Source organism: Kribbella sp. NBC_00662, from assembly GCF_041430295.1.
Classification (GTDB): domain Bacteria; phylum Actinomycetota; class Actinomycetes; order Propionibacteriales; family Kribbellaceae; genus Kribbella.
The window spans coordinates 3,583,128-3,609,643 of record NZ_CP109029.1 but is presented as its reverse complement, the minus strand read 5'-3'; the positions used below and the strand labels follow the sequence as shown (position 1 = coordinate 3,609,643).

Sequence of the window (26,516 nt, the reverse complement as noted above, 5' to 3'; positions counted from 1 at the left end):
GCTACCCCGTCAAAAGCCCGTATCGAGGAACGGGAGTCGAGATGTGGAAAACGCTTCCGCAGTCGTGGACAGGGCGCCCGCCGTGTGCTCCTCGACCAGACCGGCGCGGCCGAGCCTCGCCAGTGACGGGCGGCCGAGGTAGACGGCGCCCAGATCACGCACGTGCAGTGTCAGGTCCGCGTCCCGCGACGTGGACTCACAGCTGGCACCGTCCGGTCCGCCGTCGAGGTGCCAGCGGCCGGCGTTCCAGGGCAGGAAGTCGTCGACGACCTCGATGACGACATCGACGTCGCGGGCGTACGTCCGCCCGGCGAGCGCCGTACCGACGTCGACCGGGCGGACCCACAGGCCGTCGCGCGTGACCGGCGAGGGTGCCCGCGGGTCGAGCAGGAGGTCCAGCAGCGGGTCGTCGGACGCGAGCATCTCGCAGCGCGTCTCTTTGAGCAGGTCCGGCTCGAGCAGGTACCGCCACAGCGCAGCATGAGAGGCGATGTCGACCGCGTGCACCCGGTGCACGTCGACGTACCTCCCGTCCGCCCGCTTGGTCCGGTAGTGCGCGAATCCGGTCAGCTCGCCGTCCCGCTCCGCCAGCACGCACCGGATCTTCGACCCGTTCGCAGGGCTGCCGGTCAGGTTGTCGCTGATCGTGTACTCCTGCCAGCGCTCGTCGTGCTGGAACATCCCCGGCCGCTCCAGCGCCAGCTTGTTCCGCAGTTCGCCGCAGCGGGCGAGGCTCTCGCGTGCGTCGACGTATCGGATCCGCACGTCGTCGATGCCGTCCACGGGGCGCAGCTCGCGCGACACCTTCGGTACGACGATCTCCTGGACATCGGAAGCGAGCCCGTACCCGAACCGCGGGTAGATCACCGGCTCGCTCGCGGTCAGCGCGGCCAGCGGCTCCGTGCCGGCCTCGTGGATGTCGGTCAGCTGCGACCGCATCAGATCCCGCAGGATGCCCCGCCGCCGATGCGTCGCGCGTACGCCGACCATCGTCACGCCCGCGACCGGCAACTGCCCGCCCGGCACCGCCATCCGGTGCGAGAACGTCCCGGTGTGCCCGACGAGCTGCCCGTCGTCGATCGCGACCGTCGACCGCTCACGCTCCCAGATCTTCCGCTCGGACTCGTACTGCGCGTCGGTCCACGGCGACGAGAACGCCATGTCCAGGAGCTCCAGGAGCTCGTCCCATTCACCGGTGAACCGCCCGATCTCGATCGCCATGCCCCTTGCCTACCAGACGATCGGGCCTCTGGACTGATGAAAACCGTTTTCATATACTGGGGAGATGACCGCCCAGGCCAAGACTCCGTTGTCCCTGTTGGTAGGGCTCTCCACCACCCTGCGGGAGCCTGTCCTCGATGCGATGACCGACGCCACCACAGTGGTCGTGGTCGTGGATCAGGACGAGCTGCCCGGCCGCGGCGTGCTGTCGTGGCGGGTCCAGGACGCTTCCGGGCCGATCGACGCCGGCGAATTCACGGTCGGGGACGACTGCGGTGCCTGCCAGCTGATCGAGTCGCTCGTGCCGTTGCTGGAGGCACTTGTGGCGCGAGCGCACTGGGACCACATCGTCCTCGCCGCGCCGCCCGCGATGGAGGCGCGGCCGCTCGTCACCACGCTGGTGTCGGTGCTACCGGAGATCGTGGTGGACACGGTCACTTGCGTCGTCGACGCCGTACTGCTCGTCGAGCAGCTGTCCGGTGACGAGCTGCTCGCTGAGCGCGGCCTCGCCCTCGGTCTGCCCGATCGGCGCAATGTCGCGGAGCTGACGGCCCGCCAGATCGAGTACGCCGACGTGTGCGTGCTGGCCAACGCGCATCGCAGTACGGCGCCCGAGCGGTTGGTGCACTTGCTGGAGCATCTGAACCCGCGGACGTCGGTCGTGACCGCGGATGTCGGCGGCGTGCCGAGCGGACCGGTTGCGCGGACCGGGCGGTTCGACTTCGACGCGGCCGAGGCGTGGGCCGGTGAGCTCGCGTCGTCGGACCGGGTCCAGCCGAGTGGCGACGGGGTGACGACGGTGTTGTGGAGGTCGACGCGTCCGCTGCACCCGGCCCGGCTGAACGACGCACTCGAGGACATCGTCGACGGTGTCGTCCGCAGCCGCGGCGTGGTCTGGCTGGCAAACCGGCCGACCCAGCGCGTCCGTTGGGAGTCCGCCGGATACAGCGCGTCGCTCGGGATGCTCGGCGAGTGGTCCGAGACCGAGCACCTCGCCGAGTGCACCGTGGTCGCGACCGGCATGGGGCTCGATCCGGCGCGGCTGCAGGCCATCCTCGACGCCTGCCTGCTGACCGAGTCCGAGCTGGCCGGCCTCGACTGGCAGGAGCTGGAGGACCCGTTCGCCGGGGTCTTCTAACCCAGCAGCGGCAAGCGGCTCGCGTGTGGGCCGAGCATCTCCAGGTCGTCCTCGTCGAGCGGCAGCCGACCGGTTGCCTTCAGCACGTACGTCGTGGTGTCCCAGCCGATCACGTCCCACGCGTCCGGACCGAACAGCCCGTCCAGCGTGCGCGCCGTCACCTGCAGTCCTTCCGGATCCGGCTCCGGCGCGTCCGGAAGTCCGACGGTCAGGTCGAGGTGATGAACCGTTGCCTCCAGCACCAATGTCGCGACGAAGTCGACCGCCCGGAGGACATGCCCCTGGGTCTCGATCCGGTGACCCTTCGTGGCGAGCCCCAGCGCGGCCGCGCGGACGGCGGCCTCGGAGACCTCGCGCCAGTGCTGCACGAGCAGACCGGGCTTGCGGTACGACGCCGCGATCCCCCGGACGAAGCTGGTGTCTCCGTCGGGCTGCGGCGGGAAGTCCTGCCAGTACGTGACGAAGTCCCGATCGGGCTCGGCCACGGCCGGGCTGGCGAAGGCGATCAGCACCCGCTGCGCGTCGTACAGCAGATGCACGAGCAACGGACCGACCTGCATCCCCGGGCAGCGGGTGTCGCGCTCGAAGTCCGCGTCGCTCAACCCCTGCACCGTCTCGGTCAGCCGCCCGTAGGTCCGCCCCAGTGTGGCGGCCAGTCCCAACGGCAGTGCCCCTCGCTCGGGAGCCTTCATCCGCGACCCTCCTCGGTGTGCTCCTCCGAACTTAACCCGGATAGGTACCGCGGGCGGTCTCGAGGTGGGCGGCGGCGACGGCCTCGAGGTGGCTGAGGTCGGAGGACACCGTGGCGAACGTGTACCCCTGTGCCAGCCGCGCCTGCGCGCTCTCCCCGTCGAAGGTGTGGATCCCGGCCGCGATCCCCGCTTCCCGAGCCGTCCGCGCGATCAGCTCGAGCGCCTCCTCGAACGGACCCTCGATCTCCGGATCACCCGGGAACCGGGCCCCGAGCGACAGCCCGAGATCCGACGGACCGACGTACACCCCGTCGAGCCCCGGCGTCGCACAGATCTCGGCCACGTTCTTGAGCCCGAGCGGCGTCTCGATCATCGCGAGTACGACGGTCTGCGCGTTGGCCTCGACCGGCACCTGGTCGATCCGCAACGAGGCCCGCAACGGCCCGAACGACCGCACGCCGACCGGCGGATACTTGGCCGCCCGCACCGCGGCCGCCACGTCCTCCGCGGTGTCGATCAACGGCACGATCACCCCGGCCGCGCCGGTGTCCAGCGCTCGCCCGATCGGCGTCGGATCGTTGGCCTCGACCCGCACCAACCCGACCGTCCGACCGGACCCGATCGCCGCACCCGCATCGATGGCCAGCAGCCCGTGCAGCAACCCCGTGGTGCTGATCAGCCCGTGCTGTCCGTCCAGCACCACGTAGTCGTACCCCAACCGAGCAATCCGCTCGGTCGCCGGCGGCACATCCAACGTCACCCAGTACCCGACCAGCTTCTCCCGCGAACGAATCCTCTCGGCGAACTCCTGTGCAGTCACACCGCCGAGCCTAGCTACACCGGCGGTACGCCGTGGCGGCGGTGGGAGAAGGTTCGGTCCTTGGACTGCGCGGCGGCGAGGCGGGCGATCAGGTCGGTGCGGAGGTCCTCCGGTTCGACGATCGCGTCGATGACCAGGTCGGCGGCGAGGCGCAGGATGTCGATGTCGGTCTCGTACTCCTCGCGCAGCTTCGCGACGTACTCGACCCGTTCGCCCTCGTCGGCGATCTCCTGGATCTTGTTGTAGTACACGGCGTTGATCGCCGCCTCCGGACCCATCACGGCGATCTTCGCGGTCGGCAGCGCGATGCAGGCGTCGGGCGAGAAGCCGGGGCCGCACATCGCGTAGAGCCCGGCGCCGTACGCCTTGCGGACGATGACCGACACCGTCGGCACGGTCGCCTCCGACACCGCGGTGATCATCTTCGCGCCGTGCCGGATGATCCCGGCCCGCTCGACCTCGCTGCCGATCATGAAGCCCGGTACGTCGCACAGGTAGACGAGCGGCACGTTGAACGCGTCGCACAGCCAGATGAACCGCGCCGCCTTGTCCGCCGAGTCGACGAACAGCACGCCGCCCTTCACCGCCGGCTGGTTGGCCACGATGCCGACCACCTGCCCGGCCAGCAGCCCGAACCCGACCACGAGCTCCGGCGCGTACGCCGGTTTGATCTCGAAGAACGTGTCCGCGTCGACGACCGCGTCGATCACGTCGTGGATGTCGAACCCGACGCTCTCCTCGGCCGGCACCAGGTCCCTGGTGAAATCGCGGCCGGCGTCCGAGGCGTCGTACGACGGAGGCCGCGAACGCCACGATCCCGGCAGGTAGGAGAAGTACTGCTTCGCGAGCTCGATCGCCTCGGTGTCGTCGGACGCGAGCAGGTCACCGCAGCCGGAGACGCTGGTGTGCATCCGGGCGCCGCCCATCTCCTCCAGCGTGACCTTCTCGCCGACGACCATCTCGGCCATCCGGGGCGAGCCCAGGTACATCGAGGCGTTGCCGTCGACCATGATCACGATGTCGCAGAACGCCGGGATGTAGGCGCCGCCGGCCGCGGACGGACCGAAGAGGCAGCAGATCTGCGGGACCTTGCCGGACAGCGCGACCTGGTTGTGGAAGATCCGGCCGGCGCCGCGACGGCCCGGGAACAGCTGGACCTGGTCGGTGATACGGGCGCCGGCGGAGTCGATCAGCCAGAAGATCGGCAGCTCGTCGCGGAGCGCGACCTCGGTGATCCGGACGATCTTCTCGACCGTCCGCGCACCCCACGAGCCGGCCTTCACGGTCGGGTCGTTGGCCACGATCAGCGCCGGGCGTCCGTCGACCAGCGCCCGGCCGGTGACCACACCGTCCGCGGGCAGGCCGGGGTTCAGCGCGTTCGCCAGCTGCGCCTCTTCGACGAAGCTGCCCTCGTCGACGAGCAGGGCGATCCGGTCGCGGACGTAGAGCTTGTTCTGACTGTCGAGCTTGGCCTTGGCCTTCTCCGGCGGTGCCAGCGTCGCTTCGCGGGCGACCTTGACCTCAGTCCAGTGATCGTGGGTCATGCATGCATCATTCCACCGGCAGCCCGAGGCTCCGGGCAATCAGCATCCGCTGTACCTCCGACGTACCCTCACCGATCTCGAGGATCTTGGCGTCGCGGTAGAAGCGGGTGACCGGGTACTCCTCCATGAAGCCGTAACCGCCGAAGACCTGGGTGGCGATCCTGGTAGCGGTCACCGCCGACTCGGTCGCGTACAGCTTGGCGACGGACGCCGCCTGCTTGAAGTCGGCGACGGACGCGCCGGAGTCCTTCAACGCGGCGGCGCGGTAGACGAGCAGCTCGGCCGCGTCGGCCATCACCTTGAGGTCGGCGATCTGGAACGCGACGCCCTGCTTGCGCCCGATCGGCCCGCCGAAGGTCTGCCGCTCACCGGCGTACTGCACCGACATCTCCAGGCACGCGCGGATGCAGCCGAGCGCGACCGCCGCGATCGCGACCCGCCCGTCGTCGAGCGTGGCGAGGAACTGCGCGAAGCCCTTGCCGCGCTGACCGAGCAGGTTGGCCTCCGGGACGCGTACGCCGCTCAGCGCCAGCGGATGCGTGTCGCTCGCGTGCCAGCCGAGCTTGTCGTACGCCGCCTCCGCCACGAAGCCCGGCGTACCGCTCGGGACGATGATCGTGGAGATCTCCGGCCTGCCGTCCGCGCGCTCACCGGTCCGCGCGGTGACCGTCACGCACGAGGTGATCGACGAGCCGGAGTTGGTGATGAACTGCTTCGAGCCGTCGATGACCCACTCGCCGCCGTCGAGGACCGCACGGGTCTTGGTCGCGCCGGCGTCCGAACCCGACTCCGGCTCGGTCAGGCCGAACCCGGCCAGCTTCTGGCCGGCGACCAGGTCGGGCAGCCACGTCGCCTTCTGCTCGTCGGTGCCGTAGGTCAGGATCGGGTTGATCCCGAGCCCGACCGCGGCCTCGAGCGTGATGCCCATCGACTGGTCGACCCGGGAGATCTCCTCGATCGCCACGCACAAGCTGGTGAAGTCGCCGCCGGCGCCGCCGTACTCCTCCGGCGCGGTCAGCCCGAACAGGCCGAGCCGCCCCATCTTCTGCACGACCTCCACCGGGAAGTAGTGCTTGCGGTCCCACTCGGCCGCGTGCGGCGCGATCTCCGCCTCCGCGAAGTCGCGGACGCTCTGGCGGAACTCCCGGTGTTCCTCGGACAGCTCGAACATGCGGTACCCCTTCGTGCTTGACGCTTACGTAAACGTAAAGCACGCTGGGCAGCATGCACAATAGCCAGGTGTCCGCTGAGACCTGGTCGATCGCCGAGCTCGCCCACGAGTACGACGTCACGCTCCGAACGATCCGCTTCTACGAGGACCGCGGCCTGCTCACGCCCGAACGCCGCGGCACCGCCCGGGTCTACCACCCGCGCGACAAGGTCCGCCTGGGCCTGATCCTGCGCGGCAAACGCCTGGGCTTCTCCCTCGACGAGATCGCCAAGATCGTCGACATGTACGACGCCGAGCCCGGCGAGGAGGGCCAGCTCGTCTACCTGCTGGACCAGATCACCCACCGCCGGACCGAGCTGGAGCAACGCCGCCGGGACATCGAGGAGACGCTCGAGGATCTGGCCGAGGTGGAAGCCCGCTGCCGGGCCGACCTGGAGGCGCTGCGCACCCGCTGAATCTCCTCCCGCACGGACGATGAGCGCGAGGCGATCCCCGGACTAGCGTGACCTCCACGAGGCGGAGGGGGATGGTCGTGAGCGAGACCAGGATGACTGCGCGATCATCGACCGGGGCGGCCGGCACCGAGTCACCGCCGTACTCGCTCGGGGCGGACGAGGTCGTCACCGCGGCCGGGTCCGACGCCACCGCCGGGCTGTCCGGGTCCGAGGCGGCGAGCCGGCTCTCGTCGTACGGGCCGAACGAGATCGCGGCCGAGAAGCCGCCGTCGATGTGGGCCGTCGCGTTCGCGCAGGTCCGCGACCCGATGAACCTGATGCTGATCGCCGTCGTGGTGGTCAGCCTGCTGATCGCCGAGATCTCCACCGCGATCCTGGTCGCCCTGCTGATCCTGCTGAACATCGGCCTGGGCACCCGGCAGGAGCTGACCGCACGGGCCAGCGTGGACGCGCTGTCCAAGATGCAGGTCCCGCAGGCCCGGGTGGTCCGCGACGGCGAAGTGGCGATGATCCCGGCCACCCAGGTGGTCCCGGGCGATCTCGTCGAGGTCGAGGCGGGCGACATCGTGCCGGCCGACGGGCGCATCGTCCGGTCGGCGACGCTGGAGGCGCAGGAGGCCGCGCTCACCGGGGAGAGCGCGCCGGTCGCCAAGGACGCCGGCGCGCTAGCCGCCGGCGACGTCGCGCTGGGTGACCAGACCGACATGCTGTTCCAGAACACCTCGGTGACCCGGGGCACCGGCACGATCCTGGTCACCGCGACCGGGATGCAGACCCAGATGGGCCAGATCGCGACGATGCTCACCTCGGTGAAGCGCACCCGGTCGCCGCTGCAGCGGGAGCTCGACTCGTTGACGAAGGTCCTCGGCATCATCGCCTGGGGCGCCGTCGCGATCATCGTGATCGCCGGCCTGATCCGTGGGCTTCCGGCCAAGGACCTGCTGCTGCTCGGGACCGCGATGGCGATCTCGGCGATCCCGACCGGTATGCCGGCCTTCGTCTCCGGCCTGCTCTCGCTGGGCGCGAAGGAGCTGGCCGCGGCCAAGGCGGTGGTGAAGAACCTGACCGACGTCGAGACCCTCGGCGCCACCAGCGCGATCAACACCGACAAGACCGGGACGCTGACGCTGAACCAGATGATGGTCTCCACGCTGTACGCGAGCGGGTCCTGGTTCACCGTCGACGGAGAGGGCTACCGCAAGAGCGGCGCGATCCGCTCGAAGGCCGGTACGCCGGTACCGGACTTCAGCCGCCTCGGCCTCGGCCTGGCGCTCGACAGCGACGCGGTGGTGGGCGACGACGGGTCGGTGATCGGCGACCCGACCGAGGCGGCACTGGTGGTGCTGGCGGCGAAGCTCGGCATCGACGCCGACCAGACCCGGCAGGCGTACCCGCGGCTGGCCGAGGTCCCGTTCGATTCCGAGTACAAGTTCATGGCGACGTTCCATCGGGCGACCGTCGACGGCGTCGAGCACCTGATCGAGCTGGTCAAAGGCGCGCCGGACGTGGTCGTCGCACGCTGCACCCAGGCGGGCGGCCCGCTCAGCGGCTCGCAGGTTCCGATCGCGGAGGCGCGCGCGGCCATCGACGACGCCAACCTGAGGATGGGACAGAAGGGCCTGCGGGTGCTCGCGTTCGCCGCCCGCCTGATCGCCGACGACGAGCAGGCGACGATGACCGGCGATCCGATGGCCCTGACCCAGGACCTGGCATTCGTCGGGCTGGCCGGCATCATCGACCCGCTCCGGGCCGAGGCCAGGGATGCGGTCCGGACGGCGCTCACGGCCGGCATCGACGTACGGATGATCACCGGTGACCACGCGATCACCGCGCAGGCGATCGGCGGCGAACTGGGGCTCGGTCCCGGAGCGGTCAGTGGCACGGAGCTGAAGGCGCTCAGTGACGAGGAGCTGAAGCGGCGGTTGCCCGAGCTGCACGTGTTCGGGCGGGTCACGCCGCAGGACAAGTTGCGGCTCGCCCGGACCATGCAGGAGCTGGGCCTGATCGTGGCGATGACCGGTGACGCGGTCAACGACGCGGCGGCGTTGAAGCAGGCCGACATCGGGGTGGCGATGGGCACCGGGAGCGAGGTCACCAAGCAGGCCGCGCGGATGGTGCTCACCGACGACAACTTCGGCACGCTCGTGCACGCCGTCGAGATCGGCCGGCGCGTCTACGACAAGGTCGTGTCGTACGTGCGGTACCAGATGACGCAACTGTTGTCGCTGGTCCTGCTGTTCCTGGCCGCCTCGGTGTTCGGCATCAACGAGGGCGTTGCGATGACGCCTTCCATGGTGCTGTACCTGCTGTTCGTCGCCACCGCGACCGGCGTCGTGATCATCGCCGTCGACCCCGGCGATCCCGACGTGATGCACCGGCCGCCGCGAGATCCCGGCGTACCGATCACGAACCGGGGCGCGGTGATGACGTGGATCGGCTACGCGCTCGTGCTGTTCCTGGCCGCGCTCGGACCCCTGGTCGCGGGACCGGACGATCCGAGCCCCGACCACGCCAGTACGTCGATGACGATGACGTTCGCCGTGATGGGTCTGGGGACGATCTTCAACGCGCTGGTCAACCGGCGTGACCCGGCCAGCGGCCTGAGCGCGCCGATCGTCAAGGCAGTGGCGATCGGACTGGCGTCCTTCGTGCTGCTGTTCCTGGGCACCCAGCTGCCGACACTGCAGAACGGGCTGCTCACCCGATCGCTGAGTCCGCGCGAATGGCTCGTCTGCGCGGGACTGGCGGCGATCCTCCCGATCGTCGTCGAGGTGGCCAAGGCGGTCAGGAGGCGTCGCCACCCGCGGCCGGCGACGCTGAGCCCCGAGTACGCCGTCGCGCCGCAACGTGCCCGATCCGAGGTCAGGGGGAACGCATGACATCTCGCGAGGAACGAATCGCCGACTTCATCGAGGCATTCCGGGTCGAGCCGGGGTCGAAGGTCGAGCTGTCCGAGGACTTCGACCCGGCGTACCGGGGCACCGTGCGGAAGAAGAAGAAAGGCCGCCAGTTGCTGGCCGAGGGCATCGACATGCTGGCCGAGTACCAGACCCGGCTGTACGCGCAGCACAGCCACGGCGTCCTGGTGGTGCTCCAGGCGCTCGACGCCGGCGGGAAGGACGGCACCATCCGGCACGTGATGACCGGCGTCAATCCGCAAGGCGTGGACGTGCACGGCTTCAAGGTGCCGTCGAGCGTGGAGCTGGATCACGACTACCTGTGGCGCTACCAGCAACAGCTCCCCCGGCGCGGTGCGATCACCATCTTCAACCGCTCGCACTACGAGGAAGTGCTCGTCGTCCGCGTGCACCCTGAACTCCTGGAGCGTCAGAATCTCCCGCACAGCGCCCGGGGCAAGGGGATGTGGCGACGGCGGTACCACGAGATCAACGAGTGGGAGCGAACCCTCAGCCGCAACGGCACCAAGATCGTCAAACTCTTCCTGAACCTGTCCAACGAGGAGCAGCGGACCCGTTTCCTGCGGCGGATCGACCTGGCCGACCACAACTGGAAGTTCTCCTCGGCCGACGTCCGCGAACGCGAGTACTGGGACGACTACCAGCGGGCGTTCTCGAAGATGCTGTCGAACACCAGCACCGAATGGGCGCCGTGGTACGTGATTCCCGCCGACCGCAAGTGGTACGCCCGGATCGCCGCGGCCGCGGTGATCGCGAACGCGCTGATGGAGATCGATCCGCAGTTCCCGACGATCGACAAGGGCGCGCACAACGCCCTCATGGACATCAAGAAGACCCTCGAGGCCCAGTCGCCGGAGGGGGCGGCGCCCGACCCGTTCGAAGCCGGCTAGGTCGCGACATGGAATCGTCGGGGTGGCGGGCATACGTCCCCGGAGCCGAGCTGGCCGGGTCGTACCAGCGATCGTGGTTGCCCAAGGACGTCGTCGCCGGCCTGGTCCTGTCGGCGCTGCTGGTACCGCAAGGGATGGCGTACGCCCAGCTGGCCGGGCTGCCGCCGGTGACCGGTCTCTACACGTCGATCCTGTGCCTGCTCGGCTATGCCGTTTTCGGACCGTCCAAGGTGCTGGTGCTCGGTCCGGACTCGTCACTCGGACCGATGATCGCGGCGACGCTCGCTCCACTCCTGCTGGCGAACGGCGATCCGGCCCGGGCGATCGCACTCGCTTCGATGCTGGCGCTGATGGTCGGTGTGGTGATGGTGGTCGCGGGGCTGGCCCGCTTCGGGTTCGTCGCGGATCTGCTGTCGAAGCCGACCCAGATCGGCTACCTGAACGGGCTCGCGCTGACCATCGTGGTCGGTCAACTTGCCAAGTTGTTCGGGTTCTCGATCGATGCCGACGGATTGCTGGCAGAGCTGAAAGCGTTCGTGTCGGGGCTCGCGGACGGGGAGGCGAACACCACGGCCGCGATCATCGGGGTGCTTTCACTGGCCGGCATCGTGCTGCTGAACCGGTTCCTGCCCAAGCTGCCGAGCGTCCTGATCGTGGTGGTGCTGGCTGCCGTCGTGGTCGGCGCGTTCGACCTGCAGTCGCACGGTGTCGACACGGTCGGCGTCCTCCCCGAGGGATTCCCGCCGTTCACCGTCCCGCACGTCGCCTGGGACGACGTACCTCCGCTGTTCGTCGGTGCGCTGGCCATCGCCGTCGTCGCGCTCGCGGACACGATGTCCACGGCGTCGGCGTTCGCTGCCCGCCGCGGCGAGCGGGTGCGCGGGAACCAGGAGATGATCGGCATCGGCACCGCCAACCTCGCGGCCGGGCTCTTCCAGGGTTTCCCGGTCAGCACCAGCGGATCGCGCACCGCCGTCGCCGAGCAAGCCGGCTCGAAGTCCCAGGTGACAGGTGTCGTCGGTGCCGCGACGATCACCGCGGTACTGCTGTTCGCCACCGGCGTGATGCAGTACGTGCCGCAGCCGACGCTGGGCGCGATCGTCATCGCGGCCGCACTCTCACTGGCCGACATCGCCGGGACCCGACGGCTGTGGAAGCAACGCAAGACCGAGTTCTGGTTGTCCATCGCCGCACTGCTCGGCGTGGCGTTGCTCGGCGTACTGCCCGGCATCCTGATCGCCATCGCGCTGTCGATCCTGAACGTCTTCCGCCGGACCTGGTGGCCGCACGAGACCGAGCTCGGCCGGGTGGCGGGGATCCCGGGTCTGCACGACACCGAGAGCTACCCCGACGCCGACCTGCTGCCCGGTCTGGTCGTCTACCGGTTCGACGCGCCGCTGATCTTCGCGAACGCGCGGATGTTCGGTGACAAGGTGCGGGAGCTGGCCGAGGAAGATCCGGGCCTGCAGTGGATCATCGTGGCCGCCGAGCCGATCACCGACGTCGACACGACAGCCTCCGACATGCTGCAGGAGCTGGACGAGTGGCTCAACGAGCGCGGCATCTCGCTGGTCTTCGCGGAGATGAAGGATCCGGTCCGCGAGAAGATCGAGCGGTACGAGCTGACCCGCACGATCGACCCGCGGCACTTCCTGCCGACCGTGGACGAGGCCGTCGCGGAGTACGTGCGGCAGACCGGAGCGACCTGGCGCGCCCCGGTCCGGCCGTCAGACGGCGATGGCTGACGGCCGGACGGCGGCGTCGTAGCGCTGCAGGGCAAGCTCGGCCAGCCGGGGATCCGCGCCGAGCGGCGGACTGACGAAACGCGAGCCGGCCAGCCGCCGGACCCGGTTCGCGAAGAACCCAGGAGCCAGCAGGTACGTCGCCACCGCGACGCGACCCCGGACCCGGGAGAGGACGGACGGCAGGCGTTCGCCGGCGCCGGAAAGGTAGCCGACGGCAACTGGCCGGTCGACGCGCCGGGCCAGCAGGTCGGCGGTCTCCGCACAATCCATCAGCGCTCGGGAGTCGGACGAGCCCGCTGCGGCGAGGACGACCTGGTCGACGCGGGACAGGTCGCCGAGGCGGTCGGCCAGGATGTCCGCGAGGACCGGGTCGGGCCCGAGGGCCGCGGCCGCACGGAGCTTGTGGGGCCGACGGGAGGCTTCGGCAGCGATGTCGACGTACACGTGGTAGCCGGAGCTGAGCAGGAGCGGGACCATGACGGCTTCGTCGGCATCGGTCGCCACCCGGCGCGCGAGATCGGGAAGGGCCGGCGTCAGGAGGTCGACGAAACCCAACGAGACCGGCAGCTCCGGACGCCGGCGCGCCAGCTCGCGCACCAACTCGTGAACCACGGCGATCCCCGCCGGATCCGCTGTGCCGTGGGCGACTGCGACGAGATCGGTCATGTCGGGACACCCGCGGGTTCGACAGCCAGGCGGTAGCCGCGGCGGACGACCGTGCGGACCAGTTCGGGCCGGCCGACCGCGGTTCGTAGCCGGTTGACGGTGACTTCTACTGCATGCACGTCTTCCGCACCGGGCAGGACGGCCAGCAGTTCCGGTCGTGAGACCACGTCACCGCCGGCAGCAACCAACGCCGCGAGTACGGCGCGCGGCCCCGGCCCGAGCGGGAGCACGACCCCGTCCAGCACCGCCGCTCCACCACGAATCACCAGCAGCCCGAACTCCGTCTCGATCGTGCGAGCGTTGTCATCGGTCAGCCGATCAGTGACGATCCGGATCAACGCACCCAGCCGGAAGCGATCCGGGACGAGCGGCTCGAGACCGAGCGCGACGAATGGGCCCGCGGTGATAGGCCCGACGCAGGCGTTCAGCACGCGCCCTGTCCGCAGGGCCGACACCAACGCGTCGTACTGCCCGGCCAACGCCGCCGCGTCGAGCATCGCCTGCGCACCCGGCGCCGAGGTGTGCACGACGGCATCCACCGTCCCCGCGCAGATCTGCGAGATCATCCGCTCGACGACAGCCGGGTCGGGCGCCGGCCCCCAGCGGTACACCTCCAGCCCGCGCACCGACGCTCCCGCCGTACGCAACGCGTCCTGCAACGACGGGTCCGACAAACCATGCAGCTGTACGACGATCTTCCGCCCGTGCACGCCCTGCGTACGCAACCACTCGACCACCTCGGCCGTCGTCTCCGACCGCGCCGACCAGTGCTCGACCAACCCGGCCGCCCGGATCGCGCCGCGCGCCTTCGGGCCGCGGGCCAGGAGCCGTGACTGCTCCAGCGTGCCCAACAGGTCTGCGGCCAGCCCGGCGGTGTCGGCCGCCTCGACCCAGCCGCGGAAACCGACCGCGGTCGTCACCACGACATCGTCCGGCGGGTTCGCGATCACCCGCCGGGTCGCCTCGATCAGCGCGTGGTCGTCGGCCACCGGCACGATCTGCAGCGTCGGCGCGTGCAGCACCTTCGCGCCCCGCCGCTCGAACGACGCGACCAGATCCTCCGCGCGCCGGTGCGCGGTGATCGCGATCGTGCAGCCGCTCAGCGGCCCGGTCCTAGTCACCGGTGCTCACCACAACCTGCCCATCGACCACTTGAACGGCGTACACCGGCAGCGAAACCTCCGGATCGTCCAGGCAGGCGCCGGTCCGCAGGTCGAAGACCTGCTTGAACATCGGCGACGCGACCGTCGGTACGTCGCCGCGGCTGCCGACGATGCCGCGGGAGATCACGTTCGCACCGCTGAACGGATCCTGGTTGCCGAGGGCAAACACCTCGCCGTCGTGGGTGCGGAACAACGCGATCTGCACATCCCCCAGCAGCGCCGCGACACCGCGCTCGGGCAGCAGGACGTCGTACTCACAGACCATCATCGGCGTACCTCCAATCGGGGGCCGGCCAGCAGGACCGGCTCCAGCTGACCGCGTTCGGCCGGGCTGGCCGGGCGCGGCTGGCTGCGCTCGACCACGTAGCGCAGGTCGGCGTCGGGCTGGTCCGGCGCGTTCACGAACGACACGAACCGGGCCAGCTTCTGCGGATCGTTCAGCGTCGCCTGCCACTCGTCGACGTAGGAGTCGACATGGCGGGCCATCGCGGCGTCCAGGTCGGCGGCGATGCCGAGGCTGTCGTTCAGTACGACGTCCCGCACGTGGTCGAGGCCGCCCTCGAGCTCCCGCATCCAGACCGCCGTCCGCTGTAGCCGGTCCCCGGTCCGGATGTAGTACATGAGGAAGCGGTCGATGGTCCGGAACAGCTCTTCATCGGTCAGATCGGATGCGAGCAGCTCGGCGTGCCGCGGCGTCATCCCGCCGTTGCCGCCGACGTACAGGTTCCAGCCCTTCTCGGTCGCGATCACGCCGACGTCCTTGCCGCGGGCCTCCGCGCACTCGCGCGCGCATCCGGACACACCGAGCTTGAGCTTGTGCGGCGACCGCAGCCCGCGGTACCGCAGCTCCAGCGCGATCGCCATCCCGACCGAGTCCTGTACGCCGTACCTGCACCAGGTGGACCCGACGCACGACTTCACCGTCCGGAGCGCCTTGCCGTACGCATGCCCCGACTCGAAGCCGGCGTCGACCAACCGCTTCCAGATCGCCGGCAGCTGCTCGATCCGCGCACCGAACAGGTCGACCCGCTGGCCGCCGGTGATCTTCGTGTACAGCCCGAAGTCGCGCGCCACCTCGCCGATCGTGATCAGCCCCTCCGGCGTGATCTCGCCGCCGGGGATGCGCGGTACGACGGAGTACGTGCCGTCCTTCTGCATGTTGGCCATCACGTGGTCGTTCGTGTCCTGCAGCGTCGCGCGCTCGCCGTCGAGGACGTGACCGGCCGGGTCCAGGCTGGCCAGGATCGACGCCACCACGGGCTTGCAGATGTCACAACCACGCCCGGTGCCGTGGCGCTCGACGATCTCGCTGAACGTCCGCAGCTCCGTGATCCGGACGACGTCGAACAGCTCCGCCCGGCTCAGCGCGAAGTGCTCGCACAGTGCCTTGCTGACCTCGACCCCGGCCTTGGTCAGCTCGGCGTTGAGCAGGTTCTTCACGACCGGCAGGCACGAACCACAACTGGTGCCCGCCTTGGTCTTCCCGCAGACCGACTTGATATCGCCGCAGCCTTCGTCGCGTACGGCGCAGCGGATCGTGCCCGCCGACACGTTGTTGCACGAGCACACCGGCGCGTCGTCCGGCAGCTCGAGCTGCACCGGTCCGGCACCCTCGGGCAGCAGGAACGCGGCCGGGTCGGCGCCGAGTTCGCGTCCGACCATCGGGCGGAGTCCGGAGTACGCCGACGCGTCGCCGACCAGGATGCCGCCGAGCAGGGTACGGGCGTCGTCGGACAGCACGAGCTTCTTGTAGACACCGGCCACCGGGTCGGCGTACACGATGTCCAATGCGCCCTCGGTCGCGCCGAACGCGTCGCCGAAGCTCGCGACGTCGACGCCGAGCAGCTTCAGCTTGGTCGACGTGTCCGCACCGGGGAACGTTGCCTCGCCACCCAGTAGGCGGTCGGCAACGATCTCGGCCATGGTGTAGCCGGGGGCAATCAATCCCCAGACACGGCCTTCGATACAGGCGACTTCGCCGATCGCCCAGACGCCGGGCACCGACGTACGGCAGGCATCGTCCACGACCACACCGCCGCGCTCGCCGATCTCCAGGCCGGCTTCGCGGCCGAGTTCGTCGCGCGGACGGACGCCGGTCGCGAACACCACCACGTCGGCCGGGAGATCGGGGCCGTCGGCAACGGCCATTGCGCGGGCCGCTCCTTGCGACGTGAGCTTGACGCGCTGACACTGCGTCGCGGTCAGTACTTCGACGTCGAGCCCTTCGATCAGCCGGGACAGGGCGGAACCGCCGCCCTCGTCGACCTGCAACGGCATCAACCGCGGCGCGAACTCGACGACCTTCGTGGTCGCATCCAGCGCCCGCAGGGCACCGGCCGCCTCGAGTCCGAGCAGACCGCCGCCGACGACGACACCGTTGACCTGTTTGCCTTCGGCCTTCAGGCGTTCGACGTACACGCGCAGCGCGGCGACGTCGTCGATGGTCCGGTAGACGAAGCAGCCTTGCGCGTCGTTGTTCTTCACAGGCGGGATGAACGCCGCCGAGCCGGTCGCCAGGACGAGTTCGTCGTACCCGACCTGCTCGCCGCGTGCGGTCGTCACGGTCTTCGCCGTCGTGTCGATCGAGGTGACCTGGACGCCCTTGCGGAGGTTGACCGCCGGGTCGTCCCAGAGGTCGGGGTCGCCGAGCGAGAGGTCCTGCGGATCGCGGCCGGAGAAGTAGCTGGTCAGCGCGACGCGGTCGTACGGCAGCCGCGGTTCCTCGGCGAACACGGTGATCCGATAGGTGATGTCGGTGTCGCGTTGCCGCAACGCCTCGACCAGCCGGTGGGCGACCATGCCACCGCCGACCACCACAACGTGCTTGGCCTTCTTCAGCTCTGCCATCGTCGCCCTCCTGCTCGGGACTGGTTCGGTCTCGCCGCGCCGGAAGCGGTCGAGCAGTTCGCCGACGGCGCCGGTGCAACTGCCGCACCCGGTCGTCGCCCGCGTCGTGGCGGCGATGCCGTCGACACTGTCGGCACCCCCACGCCAGGCCGCCTCGATCGCGGCCCTGGTAACGCCGTTACACCGACATACCGTCGGCACCCGCTTCGTCGGTACTTCGGTCGCCGTCAGCAACCCGTCCGCAACGACGGGCGTCCCCCGATCCGCCAGCAACACCAGCTCCGCCGCCACCTCCGGCGCCCCCACCACCACCGCCGACCGCACCACGCCGTCCCGCAGGACGGCGCGCACGTACCGCGACCCGTCCTCCAGCCGCACCACCTCGCCGGCTTCGTCCTTGTCGCCCAGCACAAGCACGTCAAGCCCACCCGCTGTCACCCGCACAACCTCAGGCCCGAGCCGGAGTGAGTACGGAGACGCGGCAGGCCCGGCTTCCACCACCCCGCCGCCCGGGGCGGGCGGGATGGATGACTGGGCGGCGCTCAGGTGGCCGGCGAGAAGCTCGGCGTGTGCCCATGCGGACGCGACCGTTCCCGTCGTGCGGCCTTCGACCTCGGCGCAGTCGCCGATCGCGTGGATGTTCGGGTCGTCGGGGCTTGTGAGGGTGTGGTCGACGACGATGCCGGTGCGGGCTGCGAGGCCGGTTGCCAGCTCGGTGCGTGGTTGTACGCCGCACGCGACTACCAGCAGCTCGCCGAAGACCTGCCGACCGCTGCGCAGGTTCAACGCCCGGAAGCGACCGTCCCGGACGTCTGTCCCGTCGACTGTCGTGTTGAGCAGTACTTCGACACCCAGTCGCCGCACCGCTCGGGTGATCCGCCGCGCCGCCGCCGGCCGGATCGTCTTGTCCAGCAGGGTTTCGCCGTCGTGCACAAGCGTCACCGCGACCCCGCGCTCCCGCAGCGCACAAGCAGTCTCGACACCGAGCACGCCACCACCCAGCACAACGGCCCGCCGCACCGAACCCGCCGCCTCCACCACCGCCCGCGCATCACCAACCGAACGGAGGAGACGGGCCCCGGACGTGACCGCCCCAGGCGCGATCGGCTCCACCGTGGATGCGACCGCCTCCGGCACCACCGGAGCCGCGCCGGTTGCGAGGACCAGGTGGTCGTACGGCCACTCGCGTCCGGCGGCATCGGTCACCACGCGGCGATCGCGATCGACGGCGACCGCGGTGGCCGTCTGCTCATCCCCCATCAGCGGTTCGGCGCGGCCGGCGACGTACTCGGTCAAGCGGCTTCGGTTGTACGACGGTTCGTCGCCGAGCACCGTCACGTCGTACGGCAGTAGTTCGGCCAACCGTCGCCCGGCCATCCCGCCGCCGATGATCACGACTCTCATGCCGACACCCCCGCTGCCGGAACAGCCGCAGCAGTGACCTCAACAGCACACGCCTTGAACTCAGGCATCCCCGACACCGGATCGAGCGCATCGTTCGTCAGCTCGTTGACCGCCTCGACCCCACCGAAATGGAACGGGACGAACACCGTGTCCGGCCGTACGTCGGTCGTCACCCGCGCCGGCAGCACCATCGACCCACGCGCCGTACGCAACCGCACCGGACGCCCGTCACCGATCCCCAACTGCGCGGCGACCCGCGGATGAATCTCCGCGAACACCTCCGGCTCCGCGTCAGCCAACTCCGGCACCCGCCGCGTCTGCGCACCGCTCTGGTAGTGCTGCAACAACCGCCCGGTCACCAGGTAGATCGGCGCGCCCGCGTTCAGATCGTCGGCCACCGGCCGATGATCGACAGCCACCACGTGCGCCCGCCCACCAGCCGTCGGGAACCCGTCCGCGAACAACCGCGGCGTACCGGGATGCCCTTCGCCAGGCACCGGCCAGAACAACGCCTCCCCGGCATCGAGCCGCTCCCACGTGATCCCGGAGTAATCGGCCCGCCCACCCGCACTCGCCCGCCGAAGCTCCTCGAAGACCTCGCCCGGATCAGTCGAAAAACCCTCACTGCCAAGCCTTTCCGCCAGACCGGCGAACACCGCGAGATCGCTCCGCACCTCACCCGGCGGCGCCACAGCGGCCCGCCGCCGGAGGACACGGCCCTCGAGCGACGTCATCGTTCCGTCCTCTTCGGCCCACTGCGTCACCGGAAACACCACATCCGCGAGCAGCGCAGTCTCGGACGGCACCACGTCGGCGACCACCAGCAAGTCCAACGAAGCAAGCCGCTCACGCACGGACGACAGGTGCGGCGCCGACACCAGCAGATTGCTCCCGTGCACCATCAACGCCTTGGGACCACCCGCCGTACCCAACGAATTGATCAGCTCGACCGCACTCTTCCCGGGGCCGGGCAGGTCATCCACACCCCAGACACGCATCAGATGCGCACGAGCCGCCGGGTCGGAGATGCTCCGGTAACCAGGCAACTGATCCGCCTTCTGCCCGTGCTCCCGACCGCCCTGCCCGTTTCCCTGGCCCGTGATGCACCCGTATCCGCTGCCCAACCGACCGGGCAGCCCGAGCGCCAACGCCAGGTTGATACAGGCCGTCACCGTGTCGGTGCCCTTGCTGTGTTGCTCAGCCCCACGGCCCGTCAGGATGAACGCCCCGGCGCCGCCATGCACCGGAGCAGCAGCCGCCAGCTCCCGTGCGGCCCGGCGGATCGTCGCAGCCGGTACGCCGGTCACCCGCTCGGCCCGCTCCGGCCACCAGGACGCTGTGGAACGAATCAGCAGGTCGGGGTCATCAACCCGCTCGGCGAGGAATGCGGTGTCTGCAAGGCCCTCCTGCAGGACCACGTGAGTCAGAGCGAGCACCAATGCGAGGTCAGTGCCAGGTGTGGGTTGGAGGTGGATGCCGCCGTCGTCGGTCAGCGCGGCGGTGGCGGAGCGACGCGGGTCGACGACCAGAAGCCGACCCGCGTCCCTGGCACCGTGCAGATGCGCGACCGCCGGCGGCATCGTCTCCGCGATGTTGCTGCCCACCAACAGGATCGCTCCGGCACCGCCCAGATCCGCCAACGGGAACGGCAGTCCCCGATCGATCCCGAACGCCCGGTTCGTCGCGGCTGCCGCCGACGACATACAGAACCGGCCGTTGTAGTCCACGTTCGCCGTCTTCAACGCCACCCGGGCGAACTTCCCGAGCGCGTACGCCTTCTCGTTCGTCAGCCCGCCGCCGCCGAACACCGCCACCGCGTCCCGGCCGTGTGCCTCCTGCACCGACTGGATGCGCGAGGCAACGAAGTCCAGCGCCGTATCCCAACTCGTCTCCACCAGCTCACCCGCGGCGTTACGAATCAGCGGCGTGGTGAGCCGATCCGGCACCGTGAGTACGTCGGGAGCCGTCCAGCCCTTGCGACAGAGCCCGCCCTTGTTGGTGGGGAAGTCGCGCGGCCGCACCTCCACGGCACCCGGTCGCGCGACCGGGTGCAGCGTGGTGGCGCACTGCAGAGCGCAGTACGGACAGTGAGTCGGAGTGGAGCTCACACGCGCTCCTGGCTGAGCGGGCCGCCCTTGCGGAGGTAGCAGAAGTACGTCACCGCGAGGCACAGCACGTAGAACCCGCAGAACACGTACAGCGCCGGGATCAGCGATCCGAAGTGGCTCGTCGACATCGCGAACCCGCGCGGCACCAGGAACCCGCCGTACGCACCGACCGCCGACGCGATGCCGATGCAGGCCGCCGCCTCGCGCCGTGCCCGGCCCAGGTCGTTCGGCGTGGTCAGCCGGAACACCGCAGGGATCATCCGGTACGTCGACCCGTTGGCCGCACCGCTGGCCACGAACAGGACCAGGAAGCTGATCAGGAACGCCGCGAAGCTCCCGGAATTCAGCGACACGATCGCGGCGAGGATGCCGAGCCCCATCACCACGAACGAGCAGACCGTGATCCACGCCCCGCCGACCCGGTCGGACAGCTTGCCGCCGAACGGCCGCGCGACCGACCCGACCAGCGCGCCGAGGAACGCGAAGTGCGCCGGCGTGATGTCCGGGAACGTGGTCTTGATCAGCAGCGGGAACGCGGCCCCGAAGCCGATGAACGACCCGAAGGTACCGATGTACAGGAACGAGATCACCCAGGTGTGCGGGCGCTTCGCGGCGGCGATCGACGTACGGAACGAGGAGTTCGCCACCGACAGGTTGGCCATCACCTTCCAGGCCCAGAACGCGGCCAGCACGATCAGCGGCAGCCACATCAGGCCGGCCCGGTTCAGCGACAGGCCGGCGCCGGCGACGATCACGATCGGCACCACGAGCTGTACGACGGCGACGCCGAGGTTGCCGCCGGCCGCGTTGATGCCGAGCGCGAAGCCCTTCTCCTTCTCCGGGTAGAAGAACGAGATGTTGGTCATGCTGCTCGCGAAGTTGCCGCCGCCGACGCCGGCCGTCGCCGCGACCAGGGCCATCAGCCAGAACGGCGTGTCCGGCCTGGTCATGAAGTACGCCAGGCCCGCGGTCGGGACGAGCAGGAGCAGTGCGGAGAACACTGTCCAGTTCCGCCCGCCGAACCGCGGCACGGCGAACGTGTACGGCAACCGCAGCGTCGCGCCGACCAGGCTCGGCAGCGCGACCAGCCAGAACAGCTGGTTGGTGTCGTAGCCGAATCCGGCCTTGGGCATCGACACCACGACGATGCTCCACAGCTGCCAGACGGAGAAGCCGAGGAACTCGGCGAAGATCGAGGGCCAGAGGTTGCGCCGCGCGATCGCACGGCCCTTCCCGGCCCAGAACGTGGCGTCCTCGGGATCCCAGACGTCGATCCAGCGTCCGCGCCGTGGCGCCTCGACGGTCCCCACGGTGCCCACGGTGCCCACGGTGCCCTGGGCGTCTGTAGTGGTGACGGTCTGCGGTCCTGCCTCGAGCGTCATCGCAAGTCTCCGATCATCCGACCTCATCGATTAGGCCTGGACGTTATGACCGGGGTGTTTCCGCGTAGTCATCTTGTTGTTACGCCGCCGAAACGGCTCCCGCACACCCACTGCCCGGTGGTGAGAGGTCGCAGGTACGCTGCCCAGCGTGAACCGGTGGACGTGGCGGGCGGCCATTGCCGCAGTACTGATCGGCTGGCTGGTGCTGGGCGCCCTGGGCGGGCCGGCGGTGGGGAAACTGAGCGAGGTCCAGCAGAACGACAACGCAAACTTCCTCCCGAAGCAGGCCGAGTCGACGTTGGTGGCCAACGAGTCGGCCAAGTTCGTCGACTCCAAGGCGCTGCCGTACTTCGTGCTGATCGAGCGTGAATCCGGTATCACCCCGGCGGACCTGGAGGCGGCCAAGGCCTTCATCGCCCGGATCCCCGGCCTCGACATCGGCGACGGGAAGAAGCTGGGTTCGTACCTGTCCGCTCCGATCGCGGCCCCGATCCCGTCTGCGGATCACCAGGCGCTGCTGATCACGATCCAGACGAACGGCGACCGCGCCGACGAGGTGGTCAAGCAAGGCACCACTGTGCTGTTCGCGGTCGCCGACACGCTGCGGACCGATATCAAGCAGAACCTCACACCGACCGGGCTGCAGGTCTACGTCACCGGTCCGGGCGGGGTGTTCGCGGACTTCGTGGTCGCGTTCAGCGGGATCGACGGGATCCTGCTCGGGGTCGCGCTGGCGGTCGTGTTCGTGATCCTGCTGATCGTGTACCGCAGCCCGATCCTGCCGATCGCGGTCCTGCTGACCGCGATCTTCGGCCTCGCGCTCGCCGCGCTGGTGGTGTACCCGCTCGCGAAGAACGGCGTACTCCAACTGAACGGTCAGAGCCAGGGGATCCTGTTCATCCTCGTCGTCGGGGCCTCGACCGACTACTCGTTGCTACTCGTCTCTCGTTATAAAGAGGAGTTGCACGACTACGAAAGCAAGTTCGAGGCGATGCGGGTCGCGTGGCGCGCTTCGATCGAACCGATCGCGGCCAGCGCGGCCACGGTCATCCTCGGTCTGCTCTGCCTGCTGCTCTCCCAACTCGGCAGCACGAAGGGTCTCGGCCCGGTCGGCGCCTTCGGGATCGCCGGCGCGTTCATCGCGGCGATGACGTTCCTGCCGGCGATCCTGCTCGCCTTCGGCCGGCGGATCTTCTGGCCGTCGATCCCGCGCGTCGACCACGTCCACTCCCGCGACCAGGTCGGCGGAAAGCGCCTCTGGGGTCGCATCTCCGGGCTGGTCGGCCGGCACTCCCGCCGGGTCTGGGTGATCAGCGCGCTGGGGTTGCTGGCGTGCGCGGCGTTCCTCCCGACGTTCAAGGCGAGCGGGACCTCGCAGGAGGACCTGTTCCTGAACAAGGTGGAGTCGGTCACCGGACAGCAGGAGCTGGGCAAGCACTTCGACGCCGGCGCCGGTACGCCGGTGCAGATCCTCACCCCGGTCGCGCAGGCGGACCAGGTCGTACAGACCGCGTTGAAGGTCGACGGTATCGGCGCGGCATCCGCCTCGGTCGCTCCCGGCGTACCGCCGAAGGTCGTCGACGGCAAGGTGCTGGTGCAGGCCACGCTCAAGGTGCCGGCCGATTCACCGGAGGCGACGAAGGTCGTCAAGCATCTGCGGTCGTCACTGGACGCGGTCAGTCCGGACATCCTGGTGGGCGGCAACACGGCGATCAACCTCGACGTGCTCGACGCCGCGCAACGAGATTTGAAGGTGATCATCCCGACGATCCTCGCGGTGATCTTCGTCGTACTGATGCTGTTGCTGCGGTCGCTCGTCGCCGCCGTTCTGCTGGTGATCGCCAACGTGCTGTCGTTCGGCGCCACGCTGGGGGTGAGTGCGCTGATGTTCAACCACGTCTTCGACTTCCCCGGCGCCGACCCCGGCATCCCGCTCTACGCCTTCGTCTTCCTGGTTGCCCTAGGCATCGACTACTCGATCTTCCTGATGACCCGGGTCCGCGAGGAATCCCAGGAACACGGCACCAGACCCGGCATCCTCGTAGGCCTGGCCGTCACCGGCGGCGTCATCACCTCAGCAGGCGTCGTCCTGGCCGCCACCTTCTCCGCCCTGGCCGTCCTCCCCATCCTCTTCCTCGCCCAAATAGCCTTCATGGTCGCCTTCGGCGTCCTCCTCGACACCACAGTCGTCCGCTCCCTCCTCGTCCCCTCCCTCGCCCACGACATCGGCCCCCGCGTCTGGTGGCCCAGCAAACTGGCCAAGGTAAAAGAAGAAAAGGATTGATCGAGGCTCACGTCGGCCGACAACCTCACCTCACCCTGGCGAGGGTCCAAGCCGAACACAGCAAGCCTGTCGCCACCGCGGCATCCTTCAATTCAGCGACCATCTGATACCGCTGCGCAGACGGCGGCGACGCGCTGGCGCCCGAAGTCGTGGCCGGTGTCAAACCCCGCCCGGTACATCGCACGCGACTACAAGGTGTCATACCTCCTCTCCGACGCTCACCAGGCGCGCACCGCGTCGAGTCAATCCGACATGCGATCCTTGGCACGCGTCGTCTGTGAGCGCGACGCCGCGTTCGTCTTACAAATAAGGGCTTTCGAGCATCATCGATTTGGCGACTCGACATCTTGCAGCTAGAATCGAACACATGTTCGAGACGGATCTGGATGAGCTCGCGACGGCCGACCTGTTGGAGTCGGCCGTCGAGCATCGTGTGGCGGCCAACCGGGCCGACGCGCGGCTGCTGGAGCATGCGCAGATCTACGCCGACCGGTTCCACCCGTCCAGCTGCGGCGTCCGGCCTGGTCGCCGCTCGTGTGACGGGCGGGAGCGGGCGGTGGTGCTGGGTGGTGAGGGCTGTCCGGAGATCGCGGAGTTCGCGATCGCCGAGTTCGGTGTCGTGCTCGGGATCTCACCGATGGTGGCCGCGCGGTTCATCGGCGAGGCGTTGGCGCTACGGCACCGGTTCCCGTTCACCTGGGCCCGCGTACAAGCCGGTGACGCCACCCCGTGGAAGGCCCGCCAACTCGCATCCGCGTGCGTGAAACTGTCCCAGGAAGCCGCCGCGTACGTCGACCGACGCATCGCGCCGCTGATCGACTCGATCACGCCGTACCGGCTGGACAAGATCATCCGCGCCGCCAAACTCCACGCCGATCCCGACCTCGCCCGCGCCGAGGCCGCCGAAGCCGCCGACGAGCGCGGCGTCTTCGTCGGCCGCAGCGACGACCACGGCAACAAAACCATCTACGCCAAGGCTCCGGCCGCCGCGGTCATCCGCCACGACGCCACCATCGCCGCCATCGCCGACGCTCTCAAAACCTTCGGCGACACCCGCCACCTCCAACACCGCCGCGCCGACGCCATCGGCATCATCGCCGACCCCCGCTACACCCAAGAACTCCTCACCCAAGCCCGCAACCACCCAACCCCCGCACACCCAACAGACACCACCACCCCAGCTGAAGGTGCCGACCATCGAGCCGACCATCGAGCCTGCCATCGAGCCGTCAACCGGACGACCGGCGTGAGCGCCAGCGCCAGTGACGGGGCCAGCGCCGGGGCCAGTGACGGGTCGGACCACAGCGGCCTCTGCCCGTCAGGCGATCAACTCGAGCCGCCGCGCGATCCGTTCGTGGACGGCTCCGAGCCGCGGGAACCCGATCTACCGGCTGACTCCTTCGACAGCCGGGCCATCAGCTACGTCCCAGGACCACGGACACAACCCGATCCAGGCCACCCCATGGACCCCGCGGCCCAACGGGCACTCGACGCACGCCTGGCCCAGATCAAACAGACCGCCTACACCAACCCCACGACCTCGGCGGGACAGGCACGTCCCGGGCACACCGAGATCTTCGTCCACCTCACCGACCACACCCTCGCCACCAGCAACGGTGTACTGCGCGCCGAAGGAATCGGCCCGCTGCTCGCCGACCAACTCACCGAACTCGTCGGCCACACGCCATACACCGTCAAACCCGTCATCGACCTCAACGACACCGTCAGCGCCGACGCCTACGAGATCCCCACCCGGATCCGCGAACGCATCCGACTCACCTACCCCGTCGAACTGTTCCCCTACGGCACCCGCGAAACCCACCACACCATCGACCTCGACCACATCCAGCCCTACAACCCCACCGGCCCCACCGGCCAAACCAACACCCACAACCTCGCCCCACTCAGCCGCTACGCCCACCGAGTCAAAACCCACGCCCGCGGATGGACTGTCCGCCGTATCAACCACAAGACTCTCGAATGGAGGACTCCCCATGGCTTCACCTTCCAGGTCGATCCCACCGGCACACACCGGGTCGACCCCGTCGAGCGCGCTTTGTAACGTGGC

18 protein-coding genes are annotated in these 26,516 nt (G+C 69.3%); 7 read left to right on the top strand and 11 right to left on the bottom strand.

What is annotated here, in order from left to right:
* Window positions 1–9 precede the first annotated feature (9 nt).
* On the bottom strand, window positions 10–1,221 hold the full coding sequence (locus tag OHA10_RS18160; protein WP_371407399.1) for a GNAT family N-acetyltransferase: 1,212 nt from the start codon (window positions 1,219–1,221) through the stop codon (window positions 10–12).
* A 64-nt stretch (window positions 1,222–1,285) separates the two neighbouring features.
* On the opposite strand from OHA10_RS18160, the gene OHA10_RS18155 reads away from it, so the two are divergent.
* Window positions 1,286–2,359 (top strand): GTP-binding protein, encoded by a 1,074-nt coding sequence (locus OHA10_RS18155; RefSeq protein WP_371407398.1) that lies wholly within the window; start codon window positions 1,286–1,288, stop codon window positions 2,357–2,359.
* On the opposite strand, the gene OHA10_RS18150 is transcribed toward OHA10_RS18155, so the two are convergent.
* Genes OHA10_RS18150 through OHA10_RS18135 form a run of 4 tightly spaced genes read right to left on the bottom strand, consistent with a single transcriptional unit; the run spans window position 2,356 to window position 6,586 of the window.
* Window positions 2,356–3,051, bottom strand: coding sequence for a maleylpyruvate isomerase N-terminal domain-containing protein (locus OHA10_RS18150; protein WP_371407397.1), 696 nt, complete (start codon window positions 3,049–3,051; stop codon window positions 2,356–2,358). The two genes, OHA10_RS18155 and OHA10_RS18150, sit on opposite strands and share 4 nt — an antisense overlap.
* Before the next feature lie 31 nt (window positions 3,052–3,082).
* Window positions 3,083–3,871, bottom strand: a complete 789-nt coding sequence (locus OHA10_RS18145) for an HpcH/HpaI aldolase/citrate lyase family protein (protein ID WP_371407396.1) — start codon at window positions 3,869–3,871, stop codon at window positions 3,083–3,085.
* A gap of 14 nt (window positions 3,872–3,885) precedes the next feature.
* On the bottom strand, window positions 3,886–5,415 hold the full coding sequence (locus tag OHA10_RS18140) for an acyl-CoA carboxylase subunit beta (protein WP_371407395.1): 1,530 nt from the start codon (window positions 5,413–5,415) through the stop codon (window positions 3,886–3,888).
* 7 nt (window positions 5,416–5,422) lie between these two features.
* Window positions 5,423–6,586 carry an acyl-CoA dehydrogenase family protein gene (locus OHA10_RS18135; RefSeq protein WP_371407394.1) on the bottom strand — a complete coding sequence of 388 codons (1,164 nt, stop codon included), beginning with the start codon at window positions 6,584–6,586 and terminating at the stop codon, window positions 5,423–5,425.
* Between the two features lie 68 nt (window positions 6,587–6,654).
* Between OHA10_RS18135 and OHA10_RS18130 the strand changes: the two genes are divergently transcribed.
* The 4 genes from OHA10_RS18130 (at window position 6,655) to OHA10_RS18115 (ending at window position 12,594) form a co-directional block, all read left to right on the top strand.
* Window positions 6,655–7,041 (top strand): MerR family DNA-binding transcriptional regulator, encoded by a 387-nt coding sequence (locus OHA10_RS18130; RefSeq protein WP_371407393.1) that lies wholly within the window; start codon window positions 6,655–6,657, stop codon window positions 7,039–7,041.
* A gap of 77 nt (window positions 7,042–7,118) precedes the next feature.
* Entirely contained in the window at window positions 7,119–9,920 is a 2,802-nt protein-coding gene (locus OHA10_RS18125; protein ID WP_371407392.1) for a cation-translocating P-type ATPase, read from the top strand.
* Window positions 9,917–10,849 (top strand): PPK2 family polyphosphate kinase, encoded by a 933-nt coding sequence (locus OHA10_RS18120; RefSeq protein ID WP_371407391.1) that lies wholly within the window; start codon window positions 9,917–9,919, stop codon window positions 10,847–10,849. The genes OHA10_RS18125 and OHA10_RS18120 overlap by 4 nt, the downstream gene beginning before the upstream one ends.
* An 8-nt stretch (window positions 10,850–10,857) precedes the next feature.
* Entirely contained in the window at window positions 10,858–12,594 is a 1,737-nt protein-coding gene (locus tag OHA10_RS18115) for a SulP family inorganic anion transporter (protein ID WP_371407390.1), read from the top strand.
* Here OHA10_RS18115 and OHA10_RS18110 read toward each other — a convergent pair.
* Genes OHA10_RS18110 through OHA10_RS18085 form a run of 6 tightly spaced genes read right to left on the bottom strand, consistent with a single transcriptional unit; the run spans window position 12,577 to window position 22,164 of the window.
* Window positions 12,577–13,260, bottom strand: coding sequence for a sirohydrochlorin chelatase (locus OHA10_RS18110; RefSeq protein WP_371407389.1), 684 nt, complete (start codon window positions 13,258–13,260; stop codon window positions 12,577–12,579). The two genes, OHA10_RS18115 and OHA10_RS18110, sit on opposite strands and share 18 nt — an antisense overlap.
* Window positions 13,257–14,381: a uroporphyrinogen-III synthase gene (locus OHA10_RS18105; protein WP_371407388.1), complete on the bottom strand. Its 1,125-nt coding sequence runs from the start codon at window positions 14,379–14,381 to the stop codon at window positions 13,257–13,259. Before OHA10_RS18105 ends, OHA10_RS18110 begins: the two co-directional genes overlap by 4 nt.
* The gene (nirD, locus tag OHA10_RS18100) at window positions 14,374–14,691 is read right to left on the bottom strand and encodes a nitrite reductase small subunit NirD (RefSeq protein WP_371407387.1); all 318 of its coding nucleotides are present in this window, start codon (window positions 14,689–14,691) and stop codon (window positions 14,374–14,376) included. The genes OHA10_RS18105 and nirD overlap by 8 nt, the downstream gene beginning before the upstream one ends.
* Window positions 14,688–18,674: a nitrite reductase large subunit NirB gene (gene nirB / locus OHA10_RS18095; protein ID WP_371407386.1), complete on the bottom strand. Its 3,987-nt coding sequence runs from the start codon at window positions 18,672–18,674 to the stop codon at window positions 14,688–14,690. Before nirB ends, nirD begins: the two co-directional genes overlap by 4 nt.
* Window positions 18,671–20,782 carry a molybdopterin oxidoreductase family protein gene (locus OHA10_RS18090; RefSeq protein ID WP_371407385.1) on the bottom strand — a complete coding sequence of 704 codons (2,112 nt, stop codon included), beginning with the start codon at window positions 20,780–20,782 and terminating at the stop codon, window positions 18,671–18,673. The genes nirB and OHA10_RS18090 overlap by 4 nt, the downstream gene beginning before the upstream one ends.
* The gene (locus OHA10_RS18085) at window positions 20,779–22,164 is read right to left on the bottom strand and encodes an MFS transporter (RefSeq protein WP_371407384.1); all 1,386 of its coding nucleotides are present in this window, start codon (window positions 22,162–22,164) and stop codon (window positions 20,779–20,781) included. The genes OHA10_RS18090 and OHA10_RS18085 overlap by 4 nt, the downstream gene beginning before the upstream one ends.
* Before the next feature lie 148 nt (window positions 22,165–22,312).
* Here OHA10_RS18085 and OHA10_RS18080 point away from each other — a divergent pair, with 148 nt between their 5' ends.
* A complete protein-coding gene (locus OHA10_RS18080) occupies window positions 22,313–24,448 on the top strand; it encodes an MMPL family transporter (protein WP_371407383.1) in 2,136 nt (711 codons plus the stop codon).
* A 367-nt stretch (window positions 24,449–24,815) separates the two neighbouring features.
* Window positions 24,816–26,510, top strand: a complete 1,695-nt coding sequence (locus tag OHA10_RS18075) for a hypothetical protein (protein ID WP_371407382.1) — start codon at window positions 24,816–24,818, stop codon at window positions 26,508–26,510.
* Window positions 26,511–26,516: the final 6 nt, after the last annotated feature.